Annotated in this window: 27 protein-coding genes; 18 read left to right on the forward strand and 9 right to left on the reverse strand. The window is 51.6% G+C overall.

Translation table 11 applies throughout. From position 1 onward, the window contains the following. From P2H89_RS28940 to P2H89_RS28970, 7 genes are all read left to right on the forward strand, one after another. Positions 1–1,041, forward strand: coding sequence for a nitrous oxide reductase accessory protein NosL (locus P2H89_RS28940; RefSeq protein ID WP_275833760.1), 1,041 nt, complete (start codon positions 1–3; stop codon positions 1,039–1,041). Beyond that, entirely contained in the window at positions 1,038–2,270 is a 1,233-nt protein-coding gene (nosD, locus tag P2H89_RS28945) for a nitrous oxide reductase family maturation protein NosD (protein ID WP_275833762.1), read from the forward strand. The genes P2H89_RS28940 and nosD overlap by 4 nt, the downstream gene beginning before the upstream one ends. Then, complete coding sequence (locus P2H89_RS28950) at positions 2,267–3,034, forward strand: ATP-binding cassette domain-containing protein (RefSeq protein WP_275833764.1); 768 nt, start codon at positions 2,267–2,269, stop codon at positions 3,032–3,034. The genes nosD and P2H89_RS28950 overlap by 4 nt, the downstream gene beginning before the upstream one ends. Next, entirely contained in the window at positions 3,027–3,794 is a 768-nt protein-coding gene (locus P2H89_RS28955) for an ABC transporter permease subunit (protein ID WP_275833766.1), read from the forward strand. Before P2H89_RS28950 ends, P2H89_RS28955 begins: the two co-directional genes overlap by 8 nt. A gap of 71 nt (positions 3,795–3,865) precedes the next feature. Then, entirely contained in the window at positions 3,866–5,275 is a 1,410-nt protein-coding gene (gene hemN / locus P2H89_RS28960) for an oxygen-independent coproporphyrinogen III oxidase (protein WP_275833768.1), read from the forward strand. 152 nt (positions 5,276–5,427) lie between these two features. Further along, positions 5,428–5,775 (forward strand): hypothetical protein, encoded by a 348-nt coding sequence (locus tag P2H89_RS28965; RefSeq protein WP_275833770.1) that lies wholly within the window; start codon positions 5,428–5,430, stop codon positions 5,773–5,775. Between the two features lie 404 nt (positions 5,776–6,179). Then, complete coding sequence (locus P2H89_RS28970; RefSeq protein WP_275833772.1) at positions 6,180–6,419, forward strand: helix-turn-helix transcriptional regulator; 240 nt, start codon at positions 6,180–6,182, stop codon at positions 6,417–6,419. Here the strand turns inward: P2H89_RS28970 and P2H89_RS28975 are convergent. Continuing rightward, complete coding sequence (locus P2H89_RS28975) at positions 6,385–7,605, reverse strand: tetratricopeptide repeat protein (protein ID WP_275833773.1); 1,221 nt, start codon at positions 7,603–7,605, stop codon at positions 6,385–6,387. The genes P2H89_RS28970 and P2H89_RS28975 overlap by 35 nt on opposite strands. Before the next feature lie 166 nt (positions 7,606–7,771). Here P2H89_RS28975 and P2H89_RS28980 point away from each other — a divergent pair, with 166 nt between their 5' ends. The 3 genes from P2H89_RS28980 to P2H89_RS28990 all read left to right on the forward strand — a co-directional run bounded on the left by P2H89_RS28980 (position 7,772) and on the right by P2H89_RS28990 (position 11,226). Further along, positions 7,772–8,470, forward strand: coding sequence for a hypothetical protein (locus P2H89_RS28980; RefSeq protein WP_275833775.1), 699 nt, complete (start codon positions 7,772–7,774; stop codon positions 8,468–8,470). Positions 8,471–8,540: 70 nt separating this feature from the next. Further along, positions 8,541–10,421, forward strand: coding sequence for a WG repeat-containing protein (locus tag P2H89_RS28985; RefSeq protein ID WP_275833777.1), 1,881 nt, complete (start codon positions 8,541–8,543; stop codon positions 10,419–10,421). Positions 10,422–10,470: 49 nt separating this feature from the next. After that, on the forward strand, positions 10,471–11,226 hold the full coding sequence (locus tag P2H89_RS28990; RefSeq protein WP_275833779.1) for a metallophosphoesterase: 756 nt from the start codon (positions 10,471–10,473) through the stop codon (positions 11,224–11,226). Between the two features lie 253 nt (positions 11,227–11,479). On the opposite strand, the gene P2H89_RS28995 is transcribed toward P2H89_RS28990, so the two are convergent. The 3 genes from P2H89_RS28995 to P2H89_RS29005 form a co-directional block, all read right to left on the reverse strand. Continuing rightward, positions 11,480–11,923, reverse strand: coding sequence for a hypothetical protein (locus P2H89_RS28995; protein WP_275833781.1), 444 nt, complete (start codon positions 11,921–11,923; stop codon positions 11,480–11,482). Positions 11,924–12,230: 307 nt separating this feature from the next. Further along, on the reverse strand, positions 12,231–12,854 hold the full coding sequence (locus P2H89_RS29000) for a GyrI-like domain-containing protein (protein ID WP_275833783.1): 624 nt from the start codon (positions 12,852–12,854) through the stop codon (positions 12,231–12,233). Positions 12,855–13,556: 702 nt separating this feature from the next. Continuing rightward, positions 13,557–14,198, reverse strand: coding sequence for a carboxypeptidase-like regulatory domain-containing protein (locus P2H89_RS29005; RefSeq protein WP_275833785.1), 642 nt, complete (start codon positions 14,196–14,198; stop codon positions 13,557–13,559). Positions 14,199–14,298: 100 nt separating this feature from the next. Here P2H89_RS29005 and P2H89_RS29010 point away from each other — a divergent pair, with 100 nt between their 5' ends. The 7 genes from P2H89_RS29010 (at position 14,299) to pyrF (ending at position 20,705) form a co-directional block, all read left to right on the forward strand. Further along, positions 14,299–15,402 (forward strand): Mrp/NBP35 family ATP-binding protein, encoded by a 1,104-nt coding sequence (locus P2H89_RS29010; protein WP_275833787.1) that lies wholly within the window; start codon positions 14,299–14,301, stop codon positions 15,400–15,402. Positions 15,403–15,609: 207 nt separating this feature from the next. Next, positions 15,610–15,807, forward strand: a complete 198-nt coding sequence (locus P2H89_RS29015) for a hypothetical protein (protein WP_275833789.1) — start codon at positions 15,610–15,612, stop codon at positions 15,805–15,807. Positions 15,808–16,004: 197 nt separating this feature from the next. Then, positions 16,005–16,637: an FMN-binding negative transcriptional regulator gene (locus tag P2H89_RS29020; protein WP_275833791.1), complete on the forward strand. Its 633-nt coding sequence runs from the start codon at positions 16,005–16,007 to the stop codon at positions 16,635–16,637. Positions 16,638–16,685: 48 nt separating this feature from the next. Next, positions 16,686–17,594 (forward strand): glycerophosphodiester phosphodiesterase family protein, encoded by a 909-nt coding sequence (locus P2H89_RS29025; RefSeq protein ID WP_275833793.1) that lies wholly within the window; start codon positions 16,686–16,688, stop codon positions 17,592–17,594. 130 nt (positions 17,595–17,724) lie between these two features. Next, entirely contained in the window at positions 17,725–18,510 is a 786-nt protein-coding gene (locus P2H89_RS29030) for an SDR family oxidoreductase (protein ID WP_275833795.1), read from the forward strand. A gap of 87 nt (positions 18,511–18,597) precedes the next feature. Continuing rightward, positions 18,598–19,875 carry a kynureninase gene (kynU, locus tag P2H89_RS29035; protein ID WP_275833797.1) on the forward strand — a complete coding sequence of 426 codons (1,278 nt, stop codon included), beginning with the start codon at positions 18,598–18,600 and terminating at the stop codon, positions 19,873–19,875. Positions 19,876–19,901: 26 nt separating this feature from the next. Further along, entirely contained in the window at positions 19,902–20,705 is an 804-nt protein-coding gene (pyrF, locus tag P2H89_RS29040) for an orotidine-5'-phosphate decarboxylase (RefSeq protein ID WP_275833799.1), read from the forward strand. A gap of 87 nt (positions 20,706–20,792) precedes the next feature. On the opposite strand, the gene P2H89_RS29045 is transcribed toward pyrF, so the two are convergent. The 5 genes from P2H89_RS29045 to P2H89_RS29065 form a co-directional block, all read right to left on the reverse strand. Beyond that, entirely contained in the window at positions 20,793–21,140 is a 348-nt protein-coding gene (locus P2H89_RS29045; RefSeq protein ID WP_275833801.1) for an MmcQ/YjbR family DNA-binding protein, read from the reverse strand. Positions 21,141–21,168: 28 nt separating this feature from the next. After that, positions 21,169–21,603, reverse strand: a complete 435-nt coding sequence (locus tag P2H89_RS29050; protein ID WP_275833803.1) for a YciI family protein — start codon at positions 21,601–21,603, stop codon at positions 21,169–21,171. A gap of 217 nt (positions 21,604–21,820) precedes the next feature. Then, a complete protein-coding gene (locus tag P2H89_RS29055) occupies positions 21,821–22,810 on the reverse strand; it encodes a hypothetical protein (protein WP_275833805.1) in 990 nt (329 codons plus the stop codon). After that, positions 22,785–23,402 carry a hypothetical protein gene (locus P2H89_RS29060; RefSeq protein WP_275833807.1) on the reverse strand — a complete coding sequence of 206 codons (618 nt, stop codon included), beginning with the start codon at positions 23,400–23,402 and terminating at the stop codon, positions 22,785–22,787. The genes P2H89_RS29055 and P2H89_RS29060 overlap by 26 nt, the downstream gene beginning before the upstream one ends. Then, complete coding sequence (locus tag P2H89_RS29065) at positions 23,399–23,965, reverse strand: sigma-70 family RNA polymerase sigma factor (RefSeq protein WP_275833809.1); 567 nt, start codon at positions 23,963–23,965, stop codon at positions 23,399–23,401. The genes P2H89_RS29060 and P2H89_RS29065 overlap by 4 nt, the downstream gene beginning before the upstream one ends. A 242-nt stretch (positions 23,966–24,207) precedes the next feature. Here P2H89_RS29065 and P2H89_RS29070 point away from each other — a divergent pair, with 242 nt between their 5' ends. Then, on the forward strand, positions 24,208–25,392 hold the full coding sequence (locus tag P2H89_RS29070; RefSeq protein WP_275833810.1) for an acyl-CoA dehydrogenase family protein: 1,185 nt from the start codon (positions 24,208–24,210) through the stop codon (positions 25,390–25,392). Positions 25,393–25,486: the final 94 nt, after the last annotated feature.

A 25,486-nucleotide genomic window follows, 5' to 3' on the forward strand; every position in this document is an offset into this window, starting at 1 on the left:
ATGAAACCCATGAGCATAACCGCCCGCCTCCTCGTAGCCCTCAGCGCACTCACGTTGCTGATCACCCTCTTCCAGCCCTTCTGGAGCATCTATCTTATAGCACCACAGTACCCCGAAGGGTTGTCCATGCAGATATGGTTGAATAAACTGAGCGGACAGGTAGAGATCATCAACGGGCTCAATCACTACATCGGCATGAAGCATATTAAAGAAGAAATGTTTCCCGAGTTTGGGTATCTGCCCTATGTAATGGTAGGTTTTGTGGTGGCTGGATTAGCCGTGGCAATTTACGGACGTCGCCGGGCACTGTTCGCTTACCTTCTGTTATTGCTGGCAGGCGGTGCGCTGGCACTCTACGACTTTTATCAATGGGGCTACGATTATGGTCACAACCTCGATCCCAACGCCGCTATCGTGGTGCCTGGCCTCAGTTACCAGCCGCCCCTCATCGGTCACAAGCAGTTGCTCAACTTCGATGCCTATTCCTATCCCGCAACCGGCGGCTGGATCGTTGTTGGTGCTGTGAGCGTGTTGTGCCTCGTTTGGATCGTCGAATACCGCCGGAGGCATCGTACGCAGAAAGCCACCAGAAAATTATCCGCAGCAGCACTCTTTACCGCGGGCAGCATGGTGCTGTTCCTGGCGGGCTGTACACCCAAACCAGAGCCCATCGTCACCGGCAAAGACCTGTGCACCAGTTGCAAAATGAGCATCGCCGATGCCCGCTTTGCAGCCGAGGTACTAACAAAGAAAGGTAAAGTGTATAAGTTCGATGATGTGCATTGCATGGCAGCATTCCTGCAGGCGCGTGCGGTCGAACTCTCCGCCATCCATCAAACCCTCGTGGCCGATTACAACCAGCCACAACAGTTTATTGAAGTAGGGAAAGCCGAGTTCGTCATCGGCAGCGCGATCAAAAGCCCCATGGGCGGTAATGCCGCCGCATTCATCAATACACAGGCAGCAACGGCAACAGCTGCACAGTTCGAAGGCAGCCGCCGCACCAATTGGCCCACCTTATACAATATTCTCGTAAAATGAAAAACTGGCTCCTTATATCGACCATGCTCATGTGCCAGGCGGCCAACGCCGGCACCATCGTCGTGGGCGGCGAAAAAGGATTGCCATCCATCAAACAGGGCCTGGCGCTCACCAAACCCGGCGACACCCTGCTCATAAAAAAAGGCAGCTGGTATGTCAACAATGCCATCGTCGATAAGAAGATTGTCGTGCAGGGCGAAGGCTGGCCTGTACTACACGGAGCCGATAAATATGTCATCCTCACCGTTACGGGAAAAGGGGCGGTTATCCGCGGACTTCATTTCACCAACAGTGGTTATTCATCCATGGAAGAGCGGCCCGCCCTGCGCATCATCGATGCCAGCGAGGTCGTTGTAGAAGGCAACCGCTTTACCCATACCTATTTCGGCATCCATGCCGCTAATAGCCATCATTTCACCATCCGCAACAATACCTTTCAGGGAGTTACCCGCACGGAGCAAACTACCGGCAATGGCATCCATCTCTGGAAGTGTTCTCATGCGCTGATCGATGGCAACACCGCAGCCGGCCACCGTGATGGCATCTATTTCGAGTTTGTAACACAATCTATTGTTCAAAACAACCGGAGTCACCACAATATCCGGTATGGGTTGCATTTCATGTTCTCCGACAACGACAGCTATACCGCCAATGCATTTCATGACAATGGGGCCGGGGTGGCTGTCATGTTCTCGAAAAAGGTGATTATGGAGCGCAACCGGTTTAACAACAACTGGGGGCCCGCGGCGTATGGATTGCTGCTCAAGGAGATCAGCGACAGCCGCATCCTCCACAATGCATTCGAACAAAACACGGTGGGCATCTATATGGAAGGAGCCAACCGCATCGAAGTAGGCTATACCAGTTTCCGGGCCAACGGATGGGCTGCGCGTGTGCAGGCCAGTTGTGCCGGAAATAACTTTCACCACAATAACTTTCACACCAATACATTCGATATAGCCACCAATGGCACACTCGTGCTCAATACCTTCAATGGAAACTATTGGGATAAATACGAGGGATATGATCTCAATCGTGATGGCGTGGGCGATGTGCCATTTCATCCGGTGAGCTTGTATTCCATGCTTGTAGAGCGCGATCCCAACAGCCTCTTGCTGTTGCGCAGCTTTATGGTAGGCTTGCTCGATAAAGCCGAGAAAGCCATTCCCAGTCTCACCCCCGAAAACCTGGTCGATACACTACCCTTCATGAAACCCATCGCCTTATGATCCGCATCGAACACCTCCACAAGCGATTCAGTAAACTGGCCGTACTCACCGATGTCAGCGCCAGCTTCCGGGCCGGACAGGTCATCGCGCTCATTGGTCCCAATGGGTCGGGCAAAACCACCCTCATCAAAAGCATATTGGGTATGGTAAAACCCAGCGCTGGTCAGATATATTTTAATGATCAGCCGATCGGAGAGCAATTCGAATACCGCCGCCAAATCGGCTATATGCCGCAGATAGGCCGTTACCCCGATCATATGAAGATCAGTCAGGTTATGGCTATGATGCAGAATATTCGTAACCAGCCGGCAGCTGCCATCGACGAAGACTTGTACCTGGCCTACGACATTGCCGCTATTGCCCATAAACCCATGCACAGTCTTTCAGGCGGTACACGGCAAAAGATCAGCGCTATACTGGCATTTATGTTTCGGCCGGAAGTGTTGATACTCGATGAGCCCACCGCTGGGCTCGATCCGCTTGCCAGCGAGATCCTGCGCAACAAGATACTGGTCGAAAAGCAGCGGGGGCGCCTCATCCTCATCACCAGTCATATCCTCAATGATCTCGACGAACTGGCCACCGATATATTGTACCTGCACGAAGGGCAGGTCAAGTGTTACGATACATTGCCCAACATCTTACAGCAAACGGGCCAGGCAAAACTCTCAAAAGCCATTGCCGCTCTCATGCAGGCGCAAAGTCACTCGCCTGCTAAGATGCAAAACGGCCAGTGCACCACCAAAACTGTCAGCCATGTTTAAGCTCGCCAAATACGTCTGGTACGATATCCTCCGTAGCAAGGTGGTTATAGCTTATACGGCATTCCTGCTCACCGTGTCCATGAGTTTGTTCCAGCTCGAGGCCGATAGTGGCAAGGCCCTGCTCAGCCTGCTCAATATCATCCTGCTCATCGTGCCGTTGGTGAGCATCATCTTTGCCACCATACATTATTACAATAGTTACGAGTTCATCGAGCTCATGTTGTCGCAACCCGTCAGCCGCACACGTATTCTGCTGAGCGAATATGTCGGCACCGCCGGCAGTCTCACGGCAGCATTCCTGTTGGGCGTGGGCATACCGGTATTGATCTACCAGCCCACTGCAACGGGCATGGCCTTATTGTTTACGGGTAGTATGCTTACCATTATTACCTGTTCCCTGGCCTTCCTGGTATCTGTGAAGGCGCGGGAAAAGGCCCGTGGCATCGGGGCCGCCCTGCTCTGCTGGTTTTATTTTGCCCTGTTGTACGATGGGTTGTTGCTGCTGCTCATATTCACCTTCAGCGATTACCCACTCGAGAAGGTCACCTTGCTGCTCACCTCGCTCAATCCCATCGACCTCGCCCGCATCTTCCTCATGCTGCAGCTCGATATCAGTGCGCTCATGGGGTATACAGGCGCCACCTACAAAGTGTTTTTCGGCAGCGGATGGGGATTGCTCTATACAGCCGTTATTCTGCTTGCCTGGGCAATGATACCGCTTTGGATGGCCATTCGCCGCTTCCGTCGCAAAGACCTTTAGGTTGATGAAAATAAGCTGCGGGGCTGATCTCCATCAGTTACTCCGCATGTTGTGCCAGCTACATTTGTATCATGCAAATAGCCTCTATCGATCCGCAGTTGCTCGAACGCTACAACCGGCCTGTGCCCCGCTATACCAGTTATCCTACAGTACCTGTCTGGGAACCGGAGATAGGTGAGGAGCGCTGGCGCGAACAGGTGACCCAAGCCTTCCATCGAGAAAATGGGATCAACCTTTCGGGCGGAGATACGGGCATCCTTCAACAAAGAAGCACCGCCAACGGCCTGTCGCTTTACCTCCATTTGCCATTTTGCGAATCGCTCTGTACCTATTGTGGATGCAATAAAAAGATCACCACCAACCACAGCGTTGAAGAAGAATACATGAAAGTGATACTGGCAGAGTGGAAACTGTACCGTGACCAGTTTAAAGAACGACCGCTCATACGTGAGTTGCACCTGGGCGGTGGCACGCCCACCTTTTTCAGTGCGGCGAATCTGCGCCGGCTCATGGAAGACCTGCTGGCAGGTTGTGATATTCACCCCGATCATGCCTTCAGCATCGAAGGGCATCCGAACAATACAACCCGCGAGCACCTGCAAACACTGGCGGCGCTGGGCTTCCGGCGTATTAGTTACGGGGTGCAGGACAATGATCCCGAAGTACAGCGCATCATCAACCGCATACAACCCCTGGACAATGTGCGCCGCGCAACGGAGCAGGCACGTGCATGCGGGTTTACCTCTATCAATTTCGATCTTATCTATGGCTTACCACTGCAAACCCTGGCAAGCATCGAACGAACGATGAACGAAGTGATCGCACTGCGGCCCGACCGTATCGCGTTTTATAGCTATGCCCACGTACCGTGGACCTCCCGCGCTCAGCGCCTCTTCGATGAATCGCACCTGCCGTCGGCAGCAGAAAAACTGGCCTTGTACCAGCATGGGCGCGAGCTGCTTACGCAGCAGGGGTATGCCGATATTGGGATGGATCACTTTGCTTTACCAACGGATGAATTGTACCAGGCCTGGCAGGCTGGCATCCTGCACCGCAACTTCATGGGGTATACCACGCAACATACGGGCTTGTTAGTCGGACTCGGCGTATCGGCCATCAGCGATGCCGGTAATGCATTTGCGCAAAACGAGAAAACATTACACGATTATAATGCACGCGTGCAGGCAGGTCACCTGCCGGTAAAGAAGGGCTATGTGCTTACGACGGCCGAGCTTGCCGTGCGTCGCTACATTCTCGATATCAGTTGCAAAGGATATACAGAAATAGCCGCCGCCGATGTGCCGGCCTTGCAGGAATATTGTTTCGACAGGCTGGAGGCATTGGCGGCCGATGGGCTCATTACCTGGCAGCATCCACGTGTGCGGCTCACCGCGCTGGGGCATTATTTTCTACGCCATGTATGTGCAGCATTCGATGCGCATCTTACAGAGGGGGCGAATACGTTCAGCAAGGCAATATGACCATTACACTTTCCACATCCTTAGTGCTTTATGTAAGCCCACCTGTCACAGATCATCCGCACCTGATAAAAATCAGTAACCCGGAAAACAGCGGTCAGCTTCCGGGCAGCGATCCCGACCGACATTTGAGGCGTAAAAAAAATCGAACCGTTATGGCAACAACAATGCATCCTTCCGTACAGCCCGCCTATACAATTGCAAACAACAATACTGGCGCCTGGACCCGCTTCATGGAATGGGCCAAAGGGCAAGATGACAACCGATTAATGTGGCTGGCGATTGCGCTGGGTGGGTTTGGTTGTGTACTCACACCCATCACCATCCTGTTTGTGTCGATGGCGGGTATGAACTTATTCCTGTTCATGACAGCCCTGATGGCGATGGCGATCTCGCTTATCGTGAACCTCGCGGCCATGCCTACGAAATACACCATTCCTGTGTTTTTTCTGAGTGTGCTGATCGATGTGGCTGTGATAGTAGCGGCGCTGGCAAGTCTTTGAAGAATTGGTCTATCATAGTTTGCAGCCGGGTGGAGCAGGAGCCATCCGGCTTTTTTTATGGGGAAACTCGGTAGCTTGCATAAGAATAAAAGAACCTGCAGGCTCACATTGGCATACGGTAAGAACTTAAATCATTTCCCGTGAAAAAGCTCCTCCGTCTTCAACCAATGATCACCCGCAGGGATTTGTACAGATTCCCATAGTAATCATTACCTGTGCAAAAAAGTTGATGTGCGAGTGGTTGGGTGAAAAGTTTAACGGCAGGGCAGCAACTACCCAAAAACGGTCATTGTAGGTTGATCTCAAAGCTGCAGGCGCCGTAACGATAGGAAAGATACAAAGAGGTTTCGATATATCAACGAATCTGTTGACTATTTTTTTCTGGCATAGGAATAACATTGGCCATGCCATTCAGTAAAAAAGACCAGCAAAAGCTCCATGCGTTGGGACAAAGGGTGCGACAACTGCGCGAAGAGCGCGGACTTTCCCTCAAGGCCCTGGCGCATACCATCAACAAAGATCCCCAGTCGGTACACCGTCTTGAGCAGGGCGGCGTCAATCCCGGATACCTCTACCTGCTGGCTGTTTGCGAAGGGCTAGAAATAGAAATCACCGAATTGTTGGAAGGGGTAGAGGAGGAGTAATTTCACCAGCAAAGTTGGTCTCCCCAGTCATCGAAGTGGCTTCCTGAAAATAACCATCGAGTAAGGGCATGTCCGCATCGATAGCTTTGGCTTTCTCTAAATATTCGAGTGCCGGTGCCTGTTCGTTTTTCTTCAAGTGATAAAGTCCCAGGTTGCGGAACACGTAGCCGTTTTTGTCGTCCAGGTCCAGGCTCTTTTGAAGGTCGGCCAACCCTGCCTCTAATTGGCCAAGCAGGATCTTCGAGAATCCCCGGTTATTGTAAGCGTAGGCGAAACCTGGTGCCAGCCGGATGGCCCTGTTCAGGCCCTGCATAGCTTCTTCGTGGCGGCCCAGCATGCCCAGTGCATATCCTTTTGCGTTTAGGCTTAGGGAATCATCTGGGTTGCGATCCAGCAGTGATTCAAAAATGGGCAGGGCATCCTCCAGGCGTAATTGTGCCAGGTATATAGTTCCCTGCAGTTGGTGGTCGTAGGTTTTGAAGAAATGCTTCGACCGGATAGTGTCCAGCAAGGCAAGGGCCCTGTCATACTGTTTCAAATGGCAATAGATATAAGCACCCATCCGGTAGGCATTACGGCCATGTCCGCCATCCTGCAAATACTGCTCAAAAAGATCACTGGCCAATTGGTAGTCTCTGTTGTTGATGGCTTCATTCATTTCCCGGAAAGGACCATGAAATAGGGAATAACGGATCAGTTCAAGAAAGTTATGACCGTCATTGCCGTAAGGTTGTCCGTCGGCATTATGCCCAACCTGCCGGCGTGGGATAGCCGTTGCCAGAATGGTATAGAATGAGTATATGGTAGCGCAGGTTAAAAAGAAGTGGTAAAATCCTCCCGGTTCCTCACCTTTCCACACATTCCAGCAAACGAGAAAAGTGGCTAGTGAAACCAACGGTCCCGTCGCAACATACAGCATCTGCCCACCAATGGAGATATCCCCCGGCGGAAAGCAACAACCATAGTACCAGCGAAATGGGTTGTAATGGAAATGCATGGTCAGTCTGCCCAGTTTCAGGCGCAGGTTGCGCCCGCTATTGCCCTGCGAACCGATGAAGAGGCCTACCGGCTGTTTAGAAAGCAACAGCATCGGCACGGCATGCCCAAGTTCATGTAAGAACACGGTGGCCGGCACAGCTGTGAGTAGTCCGGTAAGCACCATCAATAAGAAATAAATATAATCCATTGGGGCGGGGTTGAGGAGGTCGTCAACAAGATAGAAATACCATCGGGGAAAACCAAACGCCGGTAGGGAATTGGCAAGTCGCAAAACCAGTAAAATCGTTAAAGTTGTTTGGGCGCGTTGTGCCGAACCGATAGTAGCAGTACCTTTTCGTCCTTAAACCAGCACTATGAGGATTCGATGGATGATAACGGTAGTTGTTCTCGCAACTGCTCAGATAACCCTGGCAAATACACAGCAAATTATTGCGGCCAAACTGTCATCGGATACATCGGCGCCGTTGGCTTTGCTGAACAAGAGGCAGGTGTTAAGGGCGAATTACGAAGCCTATTCCACCCTCGGTGCTGATGGAAACCCACACAGCAATGGCTGGTATGCATCCACCAATTATCCCAGTAAGAAGCGTTTGTCAACCAGGCTCCCGGTCAATGCCCTTTCGCTTACAATTGACACTGCCCGGCTCGATACATTCTCCACACACTATCAGGCATATCCCCTGTATATTGTGAATACCACCACCGATACCTTACAGTTCAAAGCAATGGATAGCAGGTTATATATGCGGATGCAGGCGTTGAACGAGGAAGGCCACTGGCAGGATATCGAATACTTGCAGCGTTGGGCCAGTTGTGGAAACAGCTATCATCGGATACGCCTGGAACCGGATGCTCATTGGAAATTTGTGGTGCCACATTTTGAAGGTACACTGCAAACAAAATTAAGGGTGGTATTGGAGTACATCGATCCGCACGATCCGGGCAAGATAGAGCTGGCATTCAGTAATACGATCAATGTCAGATTGAATCCATCGCAGTTTTTGCAGGAGCAGTCGGAGTTCCCGTTGAACGCGAAAGAGCCGATCGAATAAAAACTGATCCCCAACCTTGCAACAGTCCAATAGCCTGATTAAATTGGCCGTTGACCTACAATTCCTGATAATGAAAATACCTGGAACCTTTATTATTGCTTTGCTATTATCGCTCAGTGCTGCAGCCAGGCAAGACACCCTTTTTAGGATCGAAGACCAGGGCAAAGTTGGTTATATCAATGCACAGGGCCGGGTAGTGATACCCACAAAATACCACAGTGGCGAGGCGTTTAGCGAGGGCCTGGCGGCTGTACGTGAAAATGGCTACTATGGTTTCATCGATACCAGAGGCAATTATGTATTAGAGCCGCAGTTCGATAAGGCGGCTCATTTTCAGAATGGAGTATCGCTCGTTACCCGCAAGGGTAAGCCTACTATCATTGATCGCACGGGAACAGCGATAGCTCCACCTGTATACAAAACCCTTGAGTTCGTCGGTCCACGCAAAGCCATTGTACACACGGAGAGTGGTCATGTTGGGTTGTTAGATATACCTACGCGAAAGTTGGTGCTCGATACAATCTATTGGAGAATGGAAGTATTTGACAAGGGCGTGGCCGTCGTCGAAAAATACAACCCCCGCAGCAAACGGTCCCGGTCGCCTCAGTACTCGGTTATTGACACCAATGGGCGGGTTATAGTGCCGTTTGGCAGGTATTTCAAAATTAATCCATTCAGTCAGGGTTATGCAATTGCGGATAGTAAGTCGCGCAAATGGGACGAAATGGGCGATTATGTGCTGATTGATTCCAAGGGCCGCGAACTCTTCAGGCAATACCCAAAAGATTACGATCTGATCTGGGGAACCTACCATGAAGGGCGCATACGGATATCCTTGGTAAACGGAACCGATCATGAAGGGTACATCGATATCCGCGGAAAAGTAGTGCTCGACAACACGCTGTATACTAATGTTACTGAATTCTCGAGGGGGCGGGCCTTCGCCAGAACGAAGGAAGAGCTTTATTACCTGATAGATACAGCATTCCGGGTGCTTAATAAAGATCCTTACCGGGGAGTTGAGGAAGATCCATTCCGCACGCCCTATGCTGCCGTTGATACGGAGACGGGCTGGGGTGTTATAGATAAGAGTGGAACCTTTGTGGTAAAACCCACTTTGCCCTACATCGATCGGATTGTTGGTGATTTTGTTTATTTCGGCATGGATGAAGGAGAAGGAGATAAGGGGCCATTTGGGGTGATCACTATTGGAGAGAAGCCAGTCATTAATCCAGTCATGCAGCAGTATGACCGCCGGGGTTTTGTAAATGGCTTGCTGTTGGCCGTGGTTGACGATCGGCTCACCTGGTTCAACGAAGCCGGGCAGCAGGTATGGCAGGCGCAACAGGATACAACTACTCATTTGCGCAGATTGAATATCGATTTCATGCTGCGAGCCCATTGCAGTGCTTACTCTACCCTTGGCAAGGATGGCGAATTCAACAGCGGAGGTTGGGCAACATCGGGCAATTTTCCCCAGAAAACCCTGCCGGGTAGGCAGCAGCAACCCAACCGCTTATCAGTCGTGATCGACACCATGCGCGTTGATACCTTTGGTTGGCGCTACAATGGGTATCCCCTGTATGTCATGAATACAACAGCAGATACCCTACAGTTCCGGGCCGTCGATAGCCGTTTGTATTTGAAGATGCAGGCGCAGGACGAAAAAGGGCAATGGCAGGATATCCAGTATATGCCGTCTTCATTTTGTGGCAACAGCTATCATACGATTCAGTTGGAGCCGGCTGCGCATTGGAAATTTGTGGTGCCCGATCTTGAAGGAGAGCTGTCTACATACATCCGGGTGGAGTTGAAATACCTTGATCCGCGCAATCCCGAAAAGGAAAAGATCCTATACAGTAATATCATTCGCGGATCCATCAATCCGGCACAGTTTACAAATAAGCAATCTTATTACCGTACCGGGATCATGGACCCCTATATCGATTAGTGGGGAGTTATGGATTGCCGGAAAAGCTTACATTCATGCTTATTTGCGAATGACGATACAGTACTGTTCCGACCTTCATCTTGAAATGCCCGAGAATGCCAAATGGTTTAAGGCAAACCCGCTACGCCCGGCGGCTGACATTCTGGTCCTGGCCGGCGATATCCTTCCTTTCGCAGAAATGGATCAGCATCACGAGTTCCTCGAGTACCTGGCGGATCATTTCAAAACCACTTATTGGTTGCCCGGCAACCACGAATATTTTGGGAGCGATATAACGAACCGAAGTGGCAGTTTTCGCGAAGTTATCCGCTCCAATGTCTTTCTGCTCAACAATACAGTGGAGCAGCTGGACGGTCTATCACTGATCTTTTCAACCCTATGGTCACATATCAGTCCGGCGGCGGAGTGGGACGTAGCCCGGGCGGTGACGGATTTCCGGAATATCACTTACCAGGGCGAGCGTTTTCGTCCCTTGCACAGCAATCGTCTGCACAGGGATTGCCGGGCATTTATCGAAAAGGCTGTAGCGGAGACTACGGGTTCCCGTATGGTGGTCACGCACCACGTGCCTACCTTCCAGCACTACCCGAAACAGTTCAGGGGATCGGTGGTCAATGAGGCATTCGCAACCGAACTATTTGAGTATATTGAATCATCGCCGATTGCGGCCTGGATCTATGGCCACCACCACCAGAACACGCTGGAGTTTACGATCGGCAATACCCGCCTGCTGACCAATCAGCTGGGTTATGTACGCCGCCGGGAGTATTATGGGTTTCGGGTAGATGCGGTGGTGGAGGTTTAAATCAAATGAATTCGTTAAGAACGTAACCCAGGAGCTGCAGTATTTCGAGTTCTTTCGCTTTGTGTACATTTCTCACATACCAAAAATGCCCCGCGTAAAAACGCAGGGCGTACACTAATCAAATTCGTTAACCATTAAACCTTATCCTTTAATATAGAAACAACAAAACCGCCTGGCTGTACCAAAAGAAAATCATCTTTTTTCTGATACGGCCATCGAAACGTGAAAAACACGGTATCGGGATTGATGGGGATCAACTGAAAGTGCGGTTCTCTCCCTTCTCCTTCACCCTTCCCCAATAATATATCCCGAACACCGCCTGCCCCGCCCAGAAGGCCAGCACCAGCCAGGGATAAAATTGAGCCATCAGAAACAGGGATTTCAGCGTGGCCTTATAGTCGTCTACGCATTCAATAATCAGTACGGAGAAGTAGTCGACCACCATCAGTGGCAACGTTAGTAGCAGGTGCAGGCCAAACAGTTTCATATTCACCTGGTTAAAACGTTTGGACAAATGCCAATAGCCCAGCATGACCAACAGCAATGGAACCCAGTTCACCAGGGCCAGGAGCGAAAAGGGAGACATAGCATCCGTATGCCATCCTGGAACCTCCGATAAACTGAAATAGGGCGTCAGCGGTGATGTTACAATTACCAGCACGAGATAGGTCAGGAAGGGGATCATCGATCGCTTCATCGTAGAAGGGGTATAGAAGCCATCAATATACGAAAATCATAGGAAGACCGGTAGCCAGCCGCCAGCCACGGAGACCTACATTAAAAGCCAGTACCGCCTGCGGAGCCCCGTTTCCACAAATGTAGAAGAACCGCAACGTACCAAAAGGCCCCGCATAGACATGCAGGGCCGGCTTCATAATACGTAACATTAAAACTGTCCAATATTTTAGATCATCAAATTAAGTGTTCTGTACTAACGGAGTGCGGTATTCTTAATTTGAGTCAATGTAAATGCCCGAATAAGTTCAAGCTGGGGCACAGATGGGTCATTTCACAGGTTCACGTAAGATCGTCTTCAGTTTCTCGGGTGCCGTCTTCCTGAAATCACTCAGGTAGATCTCATGATGTAAACCATTTTGCTGCAAATGTTGTTCCCGCGAAAAATCGGCGATCATTTGCAGGCTTTCCGGCTCCCGGTCAAAAGGACCCACATGAAGCAGCTGCACACATTTGCCCTCGTGCAGCGAAAAGAACTGCACCTCCTTTGCCATTGGTAACGCTTTCTTGGCGGCAACAGAGCCGGTCATCGCCTCAATAACTTGCTCGCTCACATAAGAAGGGATCATGAGCAGCAGTCTGAACAACCATTCGCTGCGGGGCACAGCCTTCGGCGCCTCCGCCATCCCGATGCCGGTATATTGCTCATGGTCAAACCACCACTGGCCTTCCAGCTTGGGCACGGCAAAATCTTTCCCTTCGCCCTTGTAGTGAAATTTGATCGCATAAGCAACGGAATACAGGGCCTGCACCCGGTCGGCAAAGGCAGGCCCGCTGGGATCGCCCTTACCCGCGATAGAGATATATGGAAGCTCCCCGAACTCCGTAAGTTCCGGCTTCGTTTTAGCGGAGTAATAAGACTTGTACTTTTTAGTGAGGTCCAGTTTTTCCATGGCGCATAAAATTTTATGGACCAAAGAAAGGCCAGGTGAGTGACAGCCCTATGTCAGGAGGGGCACTCTAAAAAAAAACTTCAAAAATTAGTATGGAAAATAACCGGGTAGCACATCCTATAGTTGAAAGATATTCATCCTTACCTTTTGGTTCATAGATAGCAACAAAACCCGGCCTGCCAATCGCATTGGGCAGAGGCAGGCCGCTTTTAGAAGTGAGAAGTAGCGCGTTATAGCATACCGTTACGGGCAACGATTAGTAGCATTTTTACATAAAGCGTAATTGAAAATTGATGCTTTATCAAGGTGTCGCGTAAAAGCAAAAAGTTTCACTTTGATGGATGAGCCGTGGTCCCCAATCAACACAACCATGAGTATCAAAACTGGCCAGCCAAAAGCCAGGGTGGGAGAGGGTACGATAATAAACACATAAGTAGCTCCTGGAGAGCAGCCCTCCCGGCAACAGCCTTAATCCACCGAGCCAGTAAAGCGCCCCACAAGGGCGCTTTGTGGTTATAAGTCAACCCTGCGTCATTCCGCCAGGCCTGCCTCTCTGCTGCCCACGCAGCCCTTCCGCTCGTCCACCACCAAACCCTCCATCGATCCGCTTTTTACAAAACCCCTTAGCTGCGGTACTGCCCCGGCATCTCCCAAAACAAAAAAGCGCCCGAAGAGGCGCTTTCCCTATAAATCACAATAACATTAATTCTTGTTCTTGAAATCTCCCCGCTTCCAGGCCTTGATGAACTCGCCCCATGCAAACGGGTTGAAGATATTCTGTGGCGGCGCCTGCCCATTATAATAATAGCGGCGCGAATTATTATTCAGCAACATATTGCTGTTCTCCTGGCCGTCGCGCGGTAAGGTCCGCGCAATCACCCGGCGCTTCGTTTCATCATTGTTCTTGCGCGCCGTCTCCAGGTCATCATCGGCCACCGGCGTATTCACGAAGTCGCGATCAAACTGCTCCTTGGTAGGCCTCGGTTTGATGATCGTGGCCGGCAGGTACTGCGCATCCGTCACCATCAGTTGCAACAGGCTGTATTGATTGCCCTCCAGGTCGCGGGGAATCACCGCCTGCTTGGTTTTATACCCCACCGACGAAAACTCGATCACATCGCCTTTCTGCACCACGATCGAGAACACACCCTGTTCGTTGGTCTGCGTACCGCGTCCGTCCGTTTTCACCACCACACTCACCGAAGGGATCGCCTTTAAGCTGTCGGCGGTCATTACCACACCATATAATTGGATCACAGAATCCTTCAGCTTTTCGAATTGGGCACTGGCCAGGAACGGAAAAGCCACAGCAAACAAAACGGCTAGTAGTAAATGTCTCTTCATGCAGTCCAAATATACAGGTTACCGCCAAATACTCTCAACAAAATCACCCCGTTATTGGTTAATTTTGCAGCAAACAGATTCATTTTAACAAAACAATTAGATGATGACCCCCGACAAAGTTTTAGAGGCATTGAGCAACGTGCAGGAGCCCGATCTCGGAAAAGACATTGTGACACTGAATATGGTGAAAGACGTAGTGGTGGAAGGCAACTTCGTGTCCTTTACAGTGGTACTCACCACGCCCGCTTGTCCCATGAAAGATCATATCCGCAATGCATGCGTAAACGCCGTCAAACTCCTTGTCAACAAAGAAGCTACCGTCGTCGTCAACTTTACCTCCAACATTTCTACCGCCCGCAAGGACACCCGCGCTGTGCTGCCCCGCGTTAATAATATTATCGCCGTGGTATCGGGAAAAGGTGGAGTAGGGAAGAGCACTGTTGCTGCCAACCTGGCACTGGCTTTCGCGAAAAAAGGCGCCCGGGTAGGACTCATGGATGCTGATATTTACGGACCCAGCGTGCCCATCATGTTTGGCGTTCGCGGCGAACGTCCCATGATGAAATCTGTGGAAGGATCCGATAAAGGAATGATCGTACCCCTTGAACGATATGGCATAAAGATCATGTCGATCGGCCTCCTCGTCGATGAAAAGAATGCAGTGGTATGGCGCGGCCCCATGGCGTCATCCGCCATCCGTCAGTTTGTGACCGACGTGGATTGGGATGAACTCGATTATTTATTTATTGATATGCCTCCCGGCACCGGCGATATACACCTCACCCTCATGCAAACCGCTCCCGTTACCGGCGTGGTGGTGGTCACCACTCCGCAGGATGTAGCGCTGGCAGATGCCAAGAAGGCGATCGCCATGTTCGGTCAGGCCCAACTTAAAGTGCCCCTGATCGGCCTGGTCGAGAACATGAGCTACTTCGTACCGGCCGAACTGCCCGATAATAAATATTATATATTCGGAAAAGATGGTGGTAAAAAACTGGCCGATGAGTACGAGATCCCCTTCCTGGGTCAAATACCCCTGGTACAGTCTATCCGCGAAGGGGGCGATCAGGGCGTGCCGGCTATGGTGGGCGACGACGCCATCACCAAAGCAGCCTTCGAAGAGTTTGCCGCCAATACCATTCGCTCCATCTCCATGCGCAATGCCAACCTGGGCAGCCGCAAAGTAGCGGAAGTGATTGAATAGCAATTAAAAATGAAAAGACACCATAATCCACGGCCGGCGCCAAAGGCGCCGGCCGTTTACATACTTGCACCGGTTGCCCACCCAACCCGCAGAACCCCCTTCAAGGTAACTGGGTAGAAAACTTGTCAAAGTACGGACCCCTCACTATCTTGCCGCCGATTGCCACCCACGGCATCACCTTTGAAAACACATTCCAAACACCCTGATATGAAAAACGCCTTACTGCTCCTCCTCGCCATCACCATGGTCGCTGCAACTGCCTGTAGCAATAAACCATTGGTAGTCAAGTCTCGCCCACCCGCATCCAAGCCAGCCAAACCCCTGCCGCCCGGCCAGGCGAAAAAGCTCACGGGTTCTAAATCGGCCAAGCCCTACGCCCCCGGCCAACAGAAGAAAAGTCATTGATAGAGGCGGGAGTCTGGGAGCCTTCCCCCGTCTTTTCCTGCTATTATTCCCCAAAACGTGCACATTTGTTCCCACCCGCCCTTTATTTCCCGTCAAAATTGCTTTCGATCAAGTAATTTTGCGCGGCTTAACCAGTGTAATAGCCGGTTCAGCCATTATCAATAACCACAAAAGGAAGGACCAAATACCTTCGCACCATGTACCATCTGCCTTATTTCAAAGAAAAGAACTTTGAAACGGTCGTCGCATTCATGAAGGCTCATCCCTTCGCGGTGCTCACGGGCGTCAGCGCCGATCATAAACCGGTCGCTACACAGGTCCCCTTTCTCTTTGCAGAACGCAACGGGAAGCTCGTCCTCCGTGGACACGTCATGCGCAATACCGACCACCACAAAGCCTTTCAGCAGAACCCGCACGTACTCGCCCTCTTTACCGGTCCCCACACCTACGTCAGCGCCAGCCTGTACACCGACCCCCAACAGGGATCCACCTGGAATTACATCACCGTACAGGCCCAGGGCGAACTCAGCTTCCTGGAAGAAGCCGACCTGCGCCAGGTGCTGCGCGACACCACCACCCATTTCGAAGGCGGCCCCCACACGCCCGGCGCCTACGAAAACTTGCCCGAAGAATACATCGCCAAACTCATCAAAGCCATCGTAGGCATCGAGATCGTCGTAACGCAGATCGACAATGTATTTAAGCTGAGCCAGAACCGTGACGAAGCCAGCTACGACAACATCATCAATGACCTCAATGAAGGAACCGAAGATGCCCGTCGCATAGCACTGGAGATGGAAGAAAGAAGATCACAATTATTTAAACGATAGTCCAGGGTCGCCATACCGAAGAAGTTGTAACCTTGAATAATGAAACGAATGAAAGAGCTCTTAGAATTGGTATTGATCGTAGCACTGGTCGTCAGTTGCCATGCCACCCGCAAAAGCACCGATACATTGAAACAGCACCAGGCCAACCTACCTGCCTTCGATAAAGAAGGGCACCGCGGCTGCCGCGGACTCATGCCCGAGAACACCATCCCCGCCATGTACCACGCCATCGACGTGGGCGTCACCACGCTCGAGATGGATGCCGTGATCACCAAAGATAACCAGGTCATCCTGTCGCACGATACCTACTTCAGCTCCGCCATCACCACCAAACCCGATGGCACACGCGTAACCCCACAGGAAGAAAAAGGCCTCAATATATTTGGGATGACCTACGAAGAGACCCAGCGCTACGACGTAGGCCTGGCCCCCAATCCCGGTTTCAAAGACCAACACAAACTCGCCGCTACCAAACCACTGCTCAGCAAAGTCATTGACTCCGTCGAAGCCTATGTACAAAGCAAGAACCTCGTGCCGGTGTTCTACAACATCGAAACCAAATGCAATCCGAAAACAGACAACCAATACCATCCCGCGCCAAAGGAGTTTGTAGATAGACTGATGACCGTCATCAAATCCAAAGGCATCGAGAGCCGCGTCATCATACAATCATTCGATTTCCGCACCCTGCAATATTTGAATGATAAATATCCTTCTATCCGCACTGCTGCCCTGGTGGCCGATGCAAAAGGGCTGGATGAACACCTCAGCCTGCTGGGATTCACGCCCGATATCTACAGTCCGATGTATACCCTCGTAAAACCCGAACTCGTAGAAGCCTGCCACAAGCAAAAGATCAGGATACTGCCGTGGACGGTCAACGATAAACCCACCATCGAAAAGCTCAAAGCCATGGGCGTTGATGGCATCATCAGCGATTATCCCAATTTGTTTTAATAGACCATACGCAACCGGCCTGCACGCTTCCACACGAGCCTGCAGGCCGTTTTTTATTTACTTACCCCAGGCCCCTCATTTCACCCCACGCCATTCTTCCCCTACCTTTGCCCCATTCAAAACAAAGGAGATGAATACATCTTTACAGGGTAAAACAGCCGTCATCGGCGGCAGCACACAGGGCATCGGATTCGCCATCGCGCAGGAACTCGCCGGCCTCGGCGCCACCTGCATCCTGCTGGCACGCAACGAAACCACGTTGAAAGAGGTGGCCGCCACCCTGCCCAAGCCCCATGGCCAGCAACACAGTTACCAGGTGGCCGACTTTTCGCAGCCCACCCAGGTAAAACAAGCCATCGACAACATCGTGGCAAAGCAGCCCGTACACCTATTGATCAACAATACCGGTGGGCCCACTCCAGGTCCCATCAGTGACGCCGCGCCCGAAGCCTTCCTCGCCGCCTTTAACCAGCACATCATCTGCAACCAGCTGCTCGTGCAGGCCGTAATACCCGGCATGAAGGCCGCCGCATATGGCCGCATCATCAACATCGTGTCCACCTCCGTACGCATACCCATCGCGAACCTGGGCGTCAGCAATACGATCCGCGGCGCCACCGCCTCCTGGGCGAAAACCCTGGCCAATGAATTGGGTCAATTCGGCATTACGGTCAACAATATCCTACCCGGCCTCACCAAAACCCAACGCCTCACCAGCCTCATTCAAAACAACGCGAAGCGCAGCAACCGCTCGCCCGATGAGATAGAAAAAGAAATGTTGAAGGAGATACCGGCACGCCGGTTTGGAGAAGCGGCCGAACTCGCTGCCCTGGCAGCATTCCTGGCCGGCCCCGCGGCAGCCTACATCAATGGCACCAGCATTCCCGTTGATGGTGGCAAAACGGGATCCATATAACGGAAGCCACATAGTGCCCGTGTCAAACAAACCAGGCGCCCAGTAAATTATTCGGCAGTACACGCAACAAGCACCATTCAGCAACACATGGCATTCGAAAACAGCATCACATACGCCCAACAGCTTGATCGCATCGATCCGTTGGCAAAATATCGCGATCAGTTCATCATACCGGAGCACAACGGAAAGCAACAGCTCTATTTCCTGGGCAACTCCCTCGGCTTGCAACCGCGCCGCACCAAAGAACGCCTGCACCAGATACTCGGCAACTGGGCCGATTACGGCGTAGAAGGTTGGTTTATGGGCGATAACCAATGGTTGCAATACCACGATCAACTGATACAGCCATTAGCAGCAGTAGTAGGTGCCTTACCACACGAAGTAGTGGTCATGAACCAACTCACGGTCAACCTGCACCTGCTCATGGTCACCTTCTATCGCCCCGAAGGCAAACGCCGCAAGATCATTTGCGAAGCCAAAGCCTTCCCCAGCGATCAGTACATGTTCGAAACCCATGTAAAACACCATGGCTTCGATCCGGCTGAAGTACTCATAGAAGTAGCTCCGCGCACAGGCGAACATACCATCCGCGAAGAAGATATACTCGCTGCGATCGATCAGCACAAAGACGAACTCGCCCTCGTACTATGGGGTGGCATCAACTATTATACCGGTCAGCTTTTCGATATGGCGACGATCACCCGCGCCGCGCAGGCAGCAGGGGCGAAGGTAGGTTTCGATCTCGCACACGTGGCAGGTAACGTACCCGTGCAGCTGCACGACTGGAACGTCGACTTCGCCTGCTGGTGCAGTTATAAATACCTCAACAGCGGCCCCGGCGCCATCGGTGGCGCCTACATCCACGAGCGTTACCACAACGATCCCACCCTGCATCGGTTTGCAGGCTGGTGGGGTTACGACAAAGCCACCCGCTTCAAAATGGAAAAAGGATTTGTGCCCGATGCCGGCGCACAGGGATGGCAACTGAGTACCCCCTCGGTATTGCTCTACGCCGCCCATAAAGCTGCCCTGGAGATCGTGGAAGAAGCAGGCTGGCAAAACATACAGCAAAAGCGGCAGCAGCTCAATGCCTGGCTCTGGTACCTGGTAGAAGAACTCGAAACTTCCATCCCGCAAGCCCGCCTCGAGATCATCACACCCCGCAGCGAAGCCGCCCGCGGCAGTCAGATCTCCCTGCTGGTGCACCGCAAGGGTAGGCAGTTATTCGATGCGCTCACCGAAGCAGGCATCATTGTCGACTGGCGCGAGCCGAACGTCATCCGCCTCGCCCCCGTGGCCCTGTACAATACCTATGAAGAGGTATGGAAATTTGTAGATACCTTAGCCCGCTTAATCAGACAATAAGTACGCCGCTAAAAATACATTACGACATGACACGTGCACAATTAGTAGAACAGATCAGGACTAAGAAGAGTTATCTCTGCGTCGGACTCGATACCGACATTACCAAGATCCCCCGCCACCTGCTCTCCTCACCCGAGCCGGTGTTCGAATTCAATAAGCGCATCATCGATGCCACCAAAGATTATTGCGTCAGCTATAAGATCAATACCGCCTTTTACGAAGCATTGGGACTGGTAGGATGGGAAGCCATGGAACGCACGGTTGATTATATACCCGATACGCATTTCAAGATCGCCGATGCCAAGCGCGGCGATATCGGCAATACCTCTACACAATACGCAAAGGCATTCTTCGAAACTATGAACTTCGATGCTATCACCGTAGCGCCCTACATGGGGGCCGATAGCGTGAAACCCTTTCTGGAGTATAAAGGAAAGTGGACCATCCTCCTCGGCTTAACTTCCAACACCGGCGCGTCCGACTTCGAGCTGCAACCAGCCGGCGATGGGCTTCTCTATGAAAAGGTGCTCAACACGGCGGCGCAATGGGGCACTCCGGAAAACCTGATGTATGTGATCGGCGCCACACAAAGCGACTGGTTCACCAACATACGCCAGCTCACCCCCGATCATTTCTACCTCGTGCCCGGCGTGGGCGCACAGGGAGGAAGTCTGAAGGAGATCTCCGAAAAGGCCATGAATAAAGATATTGGCATCCTCGTCAATGCGAGCCGTGCGATCATCTATGCTTCTACCGGCGAAGACTTTGCCGTGAAAGCAACCGAAGTGGCCAAAGCCTACCAGCTGGAAATGGCCGGATACATCAAGTAGCCATAACAAAAAACGGCCCGCAGGCCGTTACGTAAATAAATAGCTTTACAAGATCAGGGTCCGCCACCGCGGACCTTTTTTTGCTCCCTATAACCCCAATTCCTTTCTTTTCTTCGCCGGCAACTTTGCAGCCACCTGGTCATAGGAGGAGGTTAGCAAACGCGTCCACTCTTTCTTGCCAATGCGGTTGATATCGTCGATCCATACCCACTTGTACCGGGCCATGTACGGCGCCGGCTTACAACCCGGCCGGGCACTCACTTCATCAAACTCCTCATCTGCCACTTTAAAAGAAGCCGAAATAGGCACCTCATCCGGTGCGGTCACCAGGAACATCTTCTCACCCACATTGAAGCAAAGATGGTTTTCCCATTTAATGTCTTGTGTAACACCGGCCCACTTGCCGCAGATTGTTTGAATGTCTTCGATGGTCATAGGCAATCAGTAAAAGTGAACGGCAAAATTAATCATTATACGGTTTGGCCGGCTTACCGGGCACAAAACTCCCGATAGGCGCTGTATACCAGGGCAGCACCTCGAATTTCAACCGGCCCGAAGCCACTGCTTTGTCGGTCTGCAGCAACTGCTCCACTTCCTCGCGGGTAGGACAATCAATAATGAACAGCCCCTGGTAGCCCAGTTCGTTTTTGCCGAACGGACCAGCCACTTTGATCTTTCCTTCGTTATAGAGGCGGTTGATATTGTTGAGGTGTGCTTTCTGTATTTCGGCGGCCGTAGCAGAATCCTGCGCGCGGTTGGGGCCCTTCGTTAAGATCACAAACCAGTATTGTCGTATCTGGTCGGCTGGCTTCTTGCCGGTCGTAGCTTCTTTTTGTTGGGCAAAACCTGCGGCGCAAACCAACACGATCAGCACCAGCAGCAAGGAGAATTTTCTCATATAGTTCAATTTAAGAGTCAAAGATAATCGCTCCGCTCAAGCCTTCCCCATGTATCACGATCAACCCGGAAATCCGACCGACGAACAAAGCCCCCCAAAAAAAACAGGGCCCCCGTTTCCGGAGTGCCCCGTCGTAGAGAGTCTTCGACTCTGCTGACTGCAAGTTTTGCGCACACATTCTATCCACCGCAGTCCTTGTATCTTGTGTTTTCCTGGCTTATATATTCCTCGTTCTCTTCCTATCCTTCTTGTCGTCGTCTTTGTCAATGTCGAACGAAAGGTTGTGGCCAATCGTAACAGTCTGGAAGCTGGCTTTGATCCGCACCGAAGCACTGCCGCTGCCGGCTACACCGATGTACTGGTGGTCGAATTTGGGCCCATGACTGTCTTCGTCGTCGTCGTCTTTCTTGATAGGGAAGGAGGTCTTGTTGCTGAGTTCGCCAAAGCTCGTCTTGACATTGAAGCTGGCCGAAATACTCGTTGGCACATCTACATACAAGGGCGTAAAATCATTCTTGACGTCGAGCGATTTGATGCTATTCTGTAAGTTAAGTTTGATGCCGCTGCAATGCTCGAACGTACCACGTACGTCACCCGTTACATTCTCAATCAGCCCGCGGGAGAACTTGATGGCCAGCGTACCCGAATTGAAAGCACCGAGATTTACCTTGCCAAACTCAACCAGTACTTTCGCCTTCGTCAGTTTGCCGGCAGTAAAGCTGCCAAACTTGCTCACGAAATTGGCCGGTCCGTTGTAATCGCCGATCGACATGGGGCCAAATTCATTCGTGGCCGTAAACTGGTATCCATCCGGAACATATACCACCATATTAATGCTGAAACTTTGCTTCTCGCCCTTCTCGCGACTATTGTTGTTATCGCCAATGCGTGTTTTGAAAGTAACATCATTGCCACTATTGTCTGCGTCGATCGAGATCGCATCCAGCAGCTTTTGTGCCCGTTCGTCGCTGCCCGCTTCAGCAGTGATGGTGGCGTCTACCTTCACTTCATTTTTGCTCCAGGTGCTGATCTTCATCTCGCCAAATGAGTTGCTCACCTTGATCTTGTCGGCCGAAGTAACGCTATACGATTTAGAGAAAGTCTTTTTCTTTTCTACCAGCGGATCGCCTGCCGCCATCACAGCAGTTTGTAAAGCCAGAGAAGCCACTAACAACAATGCACTATACGATCTTACCATTGCTTTCATTATTGCCCGATTTAGATTTTTTAATTTGTTGGATGATCTGAAGCTGTTGATTCAGTAACTCGGTCTGCAGCCGCAAATTCTGGATCATCGCTTCTAAGAGTTGCTCCCGGTTGGCATTGGTGGGCAGTTCGCTCTTCAATGTGTTGTAAGAGCTGTCGAGCCTTGAAATGTCTTGCAGGAATTGTTTGTATAAGGTCGGATTGTCTTTCTCGATTTGCTTCAGCTCACTTTGCTTGAGTTCGATGAGCTGGGTGAAATGATAAACTTCTTTAGCATAGGTCGGGTTAATGTCTTTCAGCAACACATCCCCTTCCGGCGACTGCTTCTTGCCGGACTTTTCATCCTGGACAATCGCATTATTGTCCGGACCGACTTTACCATTGGGAACAAACAGGTGATACACCCCCAGGCCCGCCAGCACCATAATGGCCGCCGCCACGCTCCAGCGCATGATCTTCATGGACAATACTTTCCCTTTCTGCTCACGCGGCTTCAGCTCTTTCTCCAGCTTCGTCCACACCTGTGGGGCCGGTTCATCACTGTCAAAATCCTCCCGGTGATCGCGCATGAATTGTTCAAAACGGGTACTCATAATAATCCTCCTTGTTTTATAATAGACAGTAGCTTTTGTTTCGCTCTTACATATTGGGTCCGCACCGTATTGTGCGAAATGTGCAGGATGCCTGCAATCTCTTCCTGGTCGTACCCCTCCAGCAGGTAGAGGCTCACCACGGCCCGGTAACCGTCGGGCAATCGTTGGATGGCCTTCTTGACTTCGGCCACCCGGTATTGCAGGTCCGCTTCGTCGATCGGCTCCTCCTGCGCAATGGCATGAACGCCGTCTTCGCGCTCTTCGTCGATCTCCACGAAATGGCCGCGTCGCTTGCGCAACGCATTGATCGATTTGTTGATCACGATCTTCTTTAGCCAGGCTCCAAACGTGGAGCGGTAATGAAAATCGTTGAGCGAACGGAACGCATCCAGGAACGCTTCCTGGAGAACATCTTCCGCGTCTGCCGTATTGTTCACAATACGCAGACTGGTGTTGTACATGGCTTTGGAATAACGTTGATACAACAATTGATAACTCAGGCTGTCACCCTGTTTACATCGTTCTACCAGTTCATCCCGGACGGTGTTTGCAGTCAGCTCCACGATGAATGATTTAATGTTTGTTCATAAGAAGAGACATGGGCGTGAAACAGATGTTGCATAAGCTCCATAAAATATTTCAATTCAGCCAGAAAACCCTTTAGCGTACACCCGGTTAGCTATTTTAGCACGGGTCAAAGTTCCTCACTTGCCTTGGCCGCCCCCGCACGTCTTCTCCCGCATAAACTAACACTTATTAGCTAATTTTCATTACATTAGCACCCATAGACCAAAAAGAAGGAAACATGAGCGCCAAAACCGATCTTTTTACCAGTCCCGACTATTTCGCAGTCGACGACCTGCTCACCGAAGAGCAAAAACTTATCCGGGAAACCGTACGCACCTACGTTAAAAAAGAGATCAGTCCCATTATAGAAGATTATGCCCAGCGGGCCGAATTTCCCCAGCACATCGTAAAACAGTTGGGAGAACTCGGCTGCTTTGGCCCTACCATACCCGCCGAATACGGCGGGGGAGGGCTCGATTATACCTCCTACGGACTCATGATGCAGGAACTCGAACGCGGCGACAGCGGCGTACGCTCCACCGCCTCCGTACAGGGCTCTCTCGTCATGTTTCCGATCTATGAGTTCGGCAGCGAAGAACAACGCAAAAAATACCTGCCCAAACTCGGCAGTGGCGAATGGCTGGGCTGTTTCGGTCTCACCGAGCCCGATCATGGCTCCAACCCCGCCGGCATGCTCACCCATTTCAAAGACGCCGGCGACCACGTCATCCTCAACGGCGCCAAGATGTGGATCAGCAATGCCCCTTTCGCACAGGTGGCCGTAGTATGGGCCAAGGACGAAGCCGGCGACATTCGCGGCCTCATCCTCGAGCGCGGCATGGAAGGCTTCAGCACCCCCACCACCCACGGCAAATGGAGCCTCCGGGCCTCTGCAACCGGAGAACTCGTATTCGACCATGTAAAAGTGCCCAAAGAAAATATACTGCCCAACGTAAAAGGCCTCAAAGGGCCGCTCAGTTGCCTCACCCGCGCCCGTTTTGGCATCGCCTGGGGCAGCGTAGGCGCCGCCATGGATTGTTACGATACCGCCTTGCGCTATTCCTTGGAGCGCGTGCAGTTCGACCGCCCGATAGGCGGCTTCCAGCTGCAACAGAAGAAACTCGCCGAAATGATCACCGACATTACCAAGGCGCAACTGCTCAACTGGCGCCTCGGCACACTCATGGACCAGCACAAAGCCACCCCGCAACAGGTCTCCATGGCCAAGCGCAATGGCTGCGAGATCGCCGCCAACATTGCGCGCGAAGCACGCCAGATGCTCGGCGGTATGGGCATCACCGGCGAATATTCCGTCATGCGCCACATGATGAACATTGAAAGCGTCATCACGTACGAAGGTACCCACGATATCCATTTGCTCATTACCGGCATGGATGTCACAGGGCTCAACGCATTTAAATAGCTCCAGGGTCAACAACACCACGCCCAAAACGTTATACTGCCAAACAACCGGCCATCGGGCAGGGGAGGTACTCCTTTGTCCGTAAACAAACAAG

This window comes from Paraflavitalea sp. CAU 1676 (assembly GCF_029223285.1).
In the GTDB taxonomy this organism is placed as follows: domain Bacteria; phylum Bacteroidota; class Bacteroidia; order Chitinophagales; family Chitinophagaceae; genus Paraflavitalea.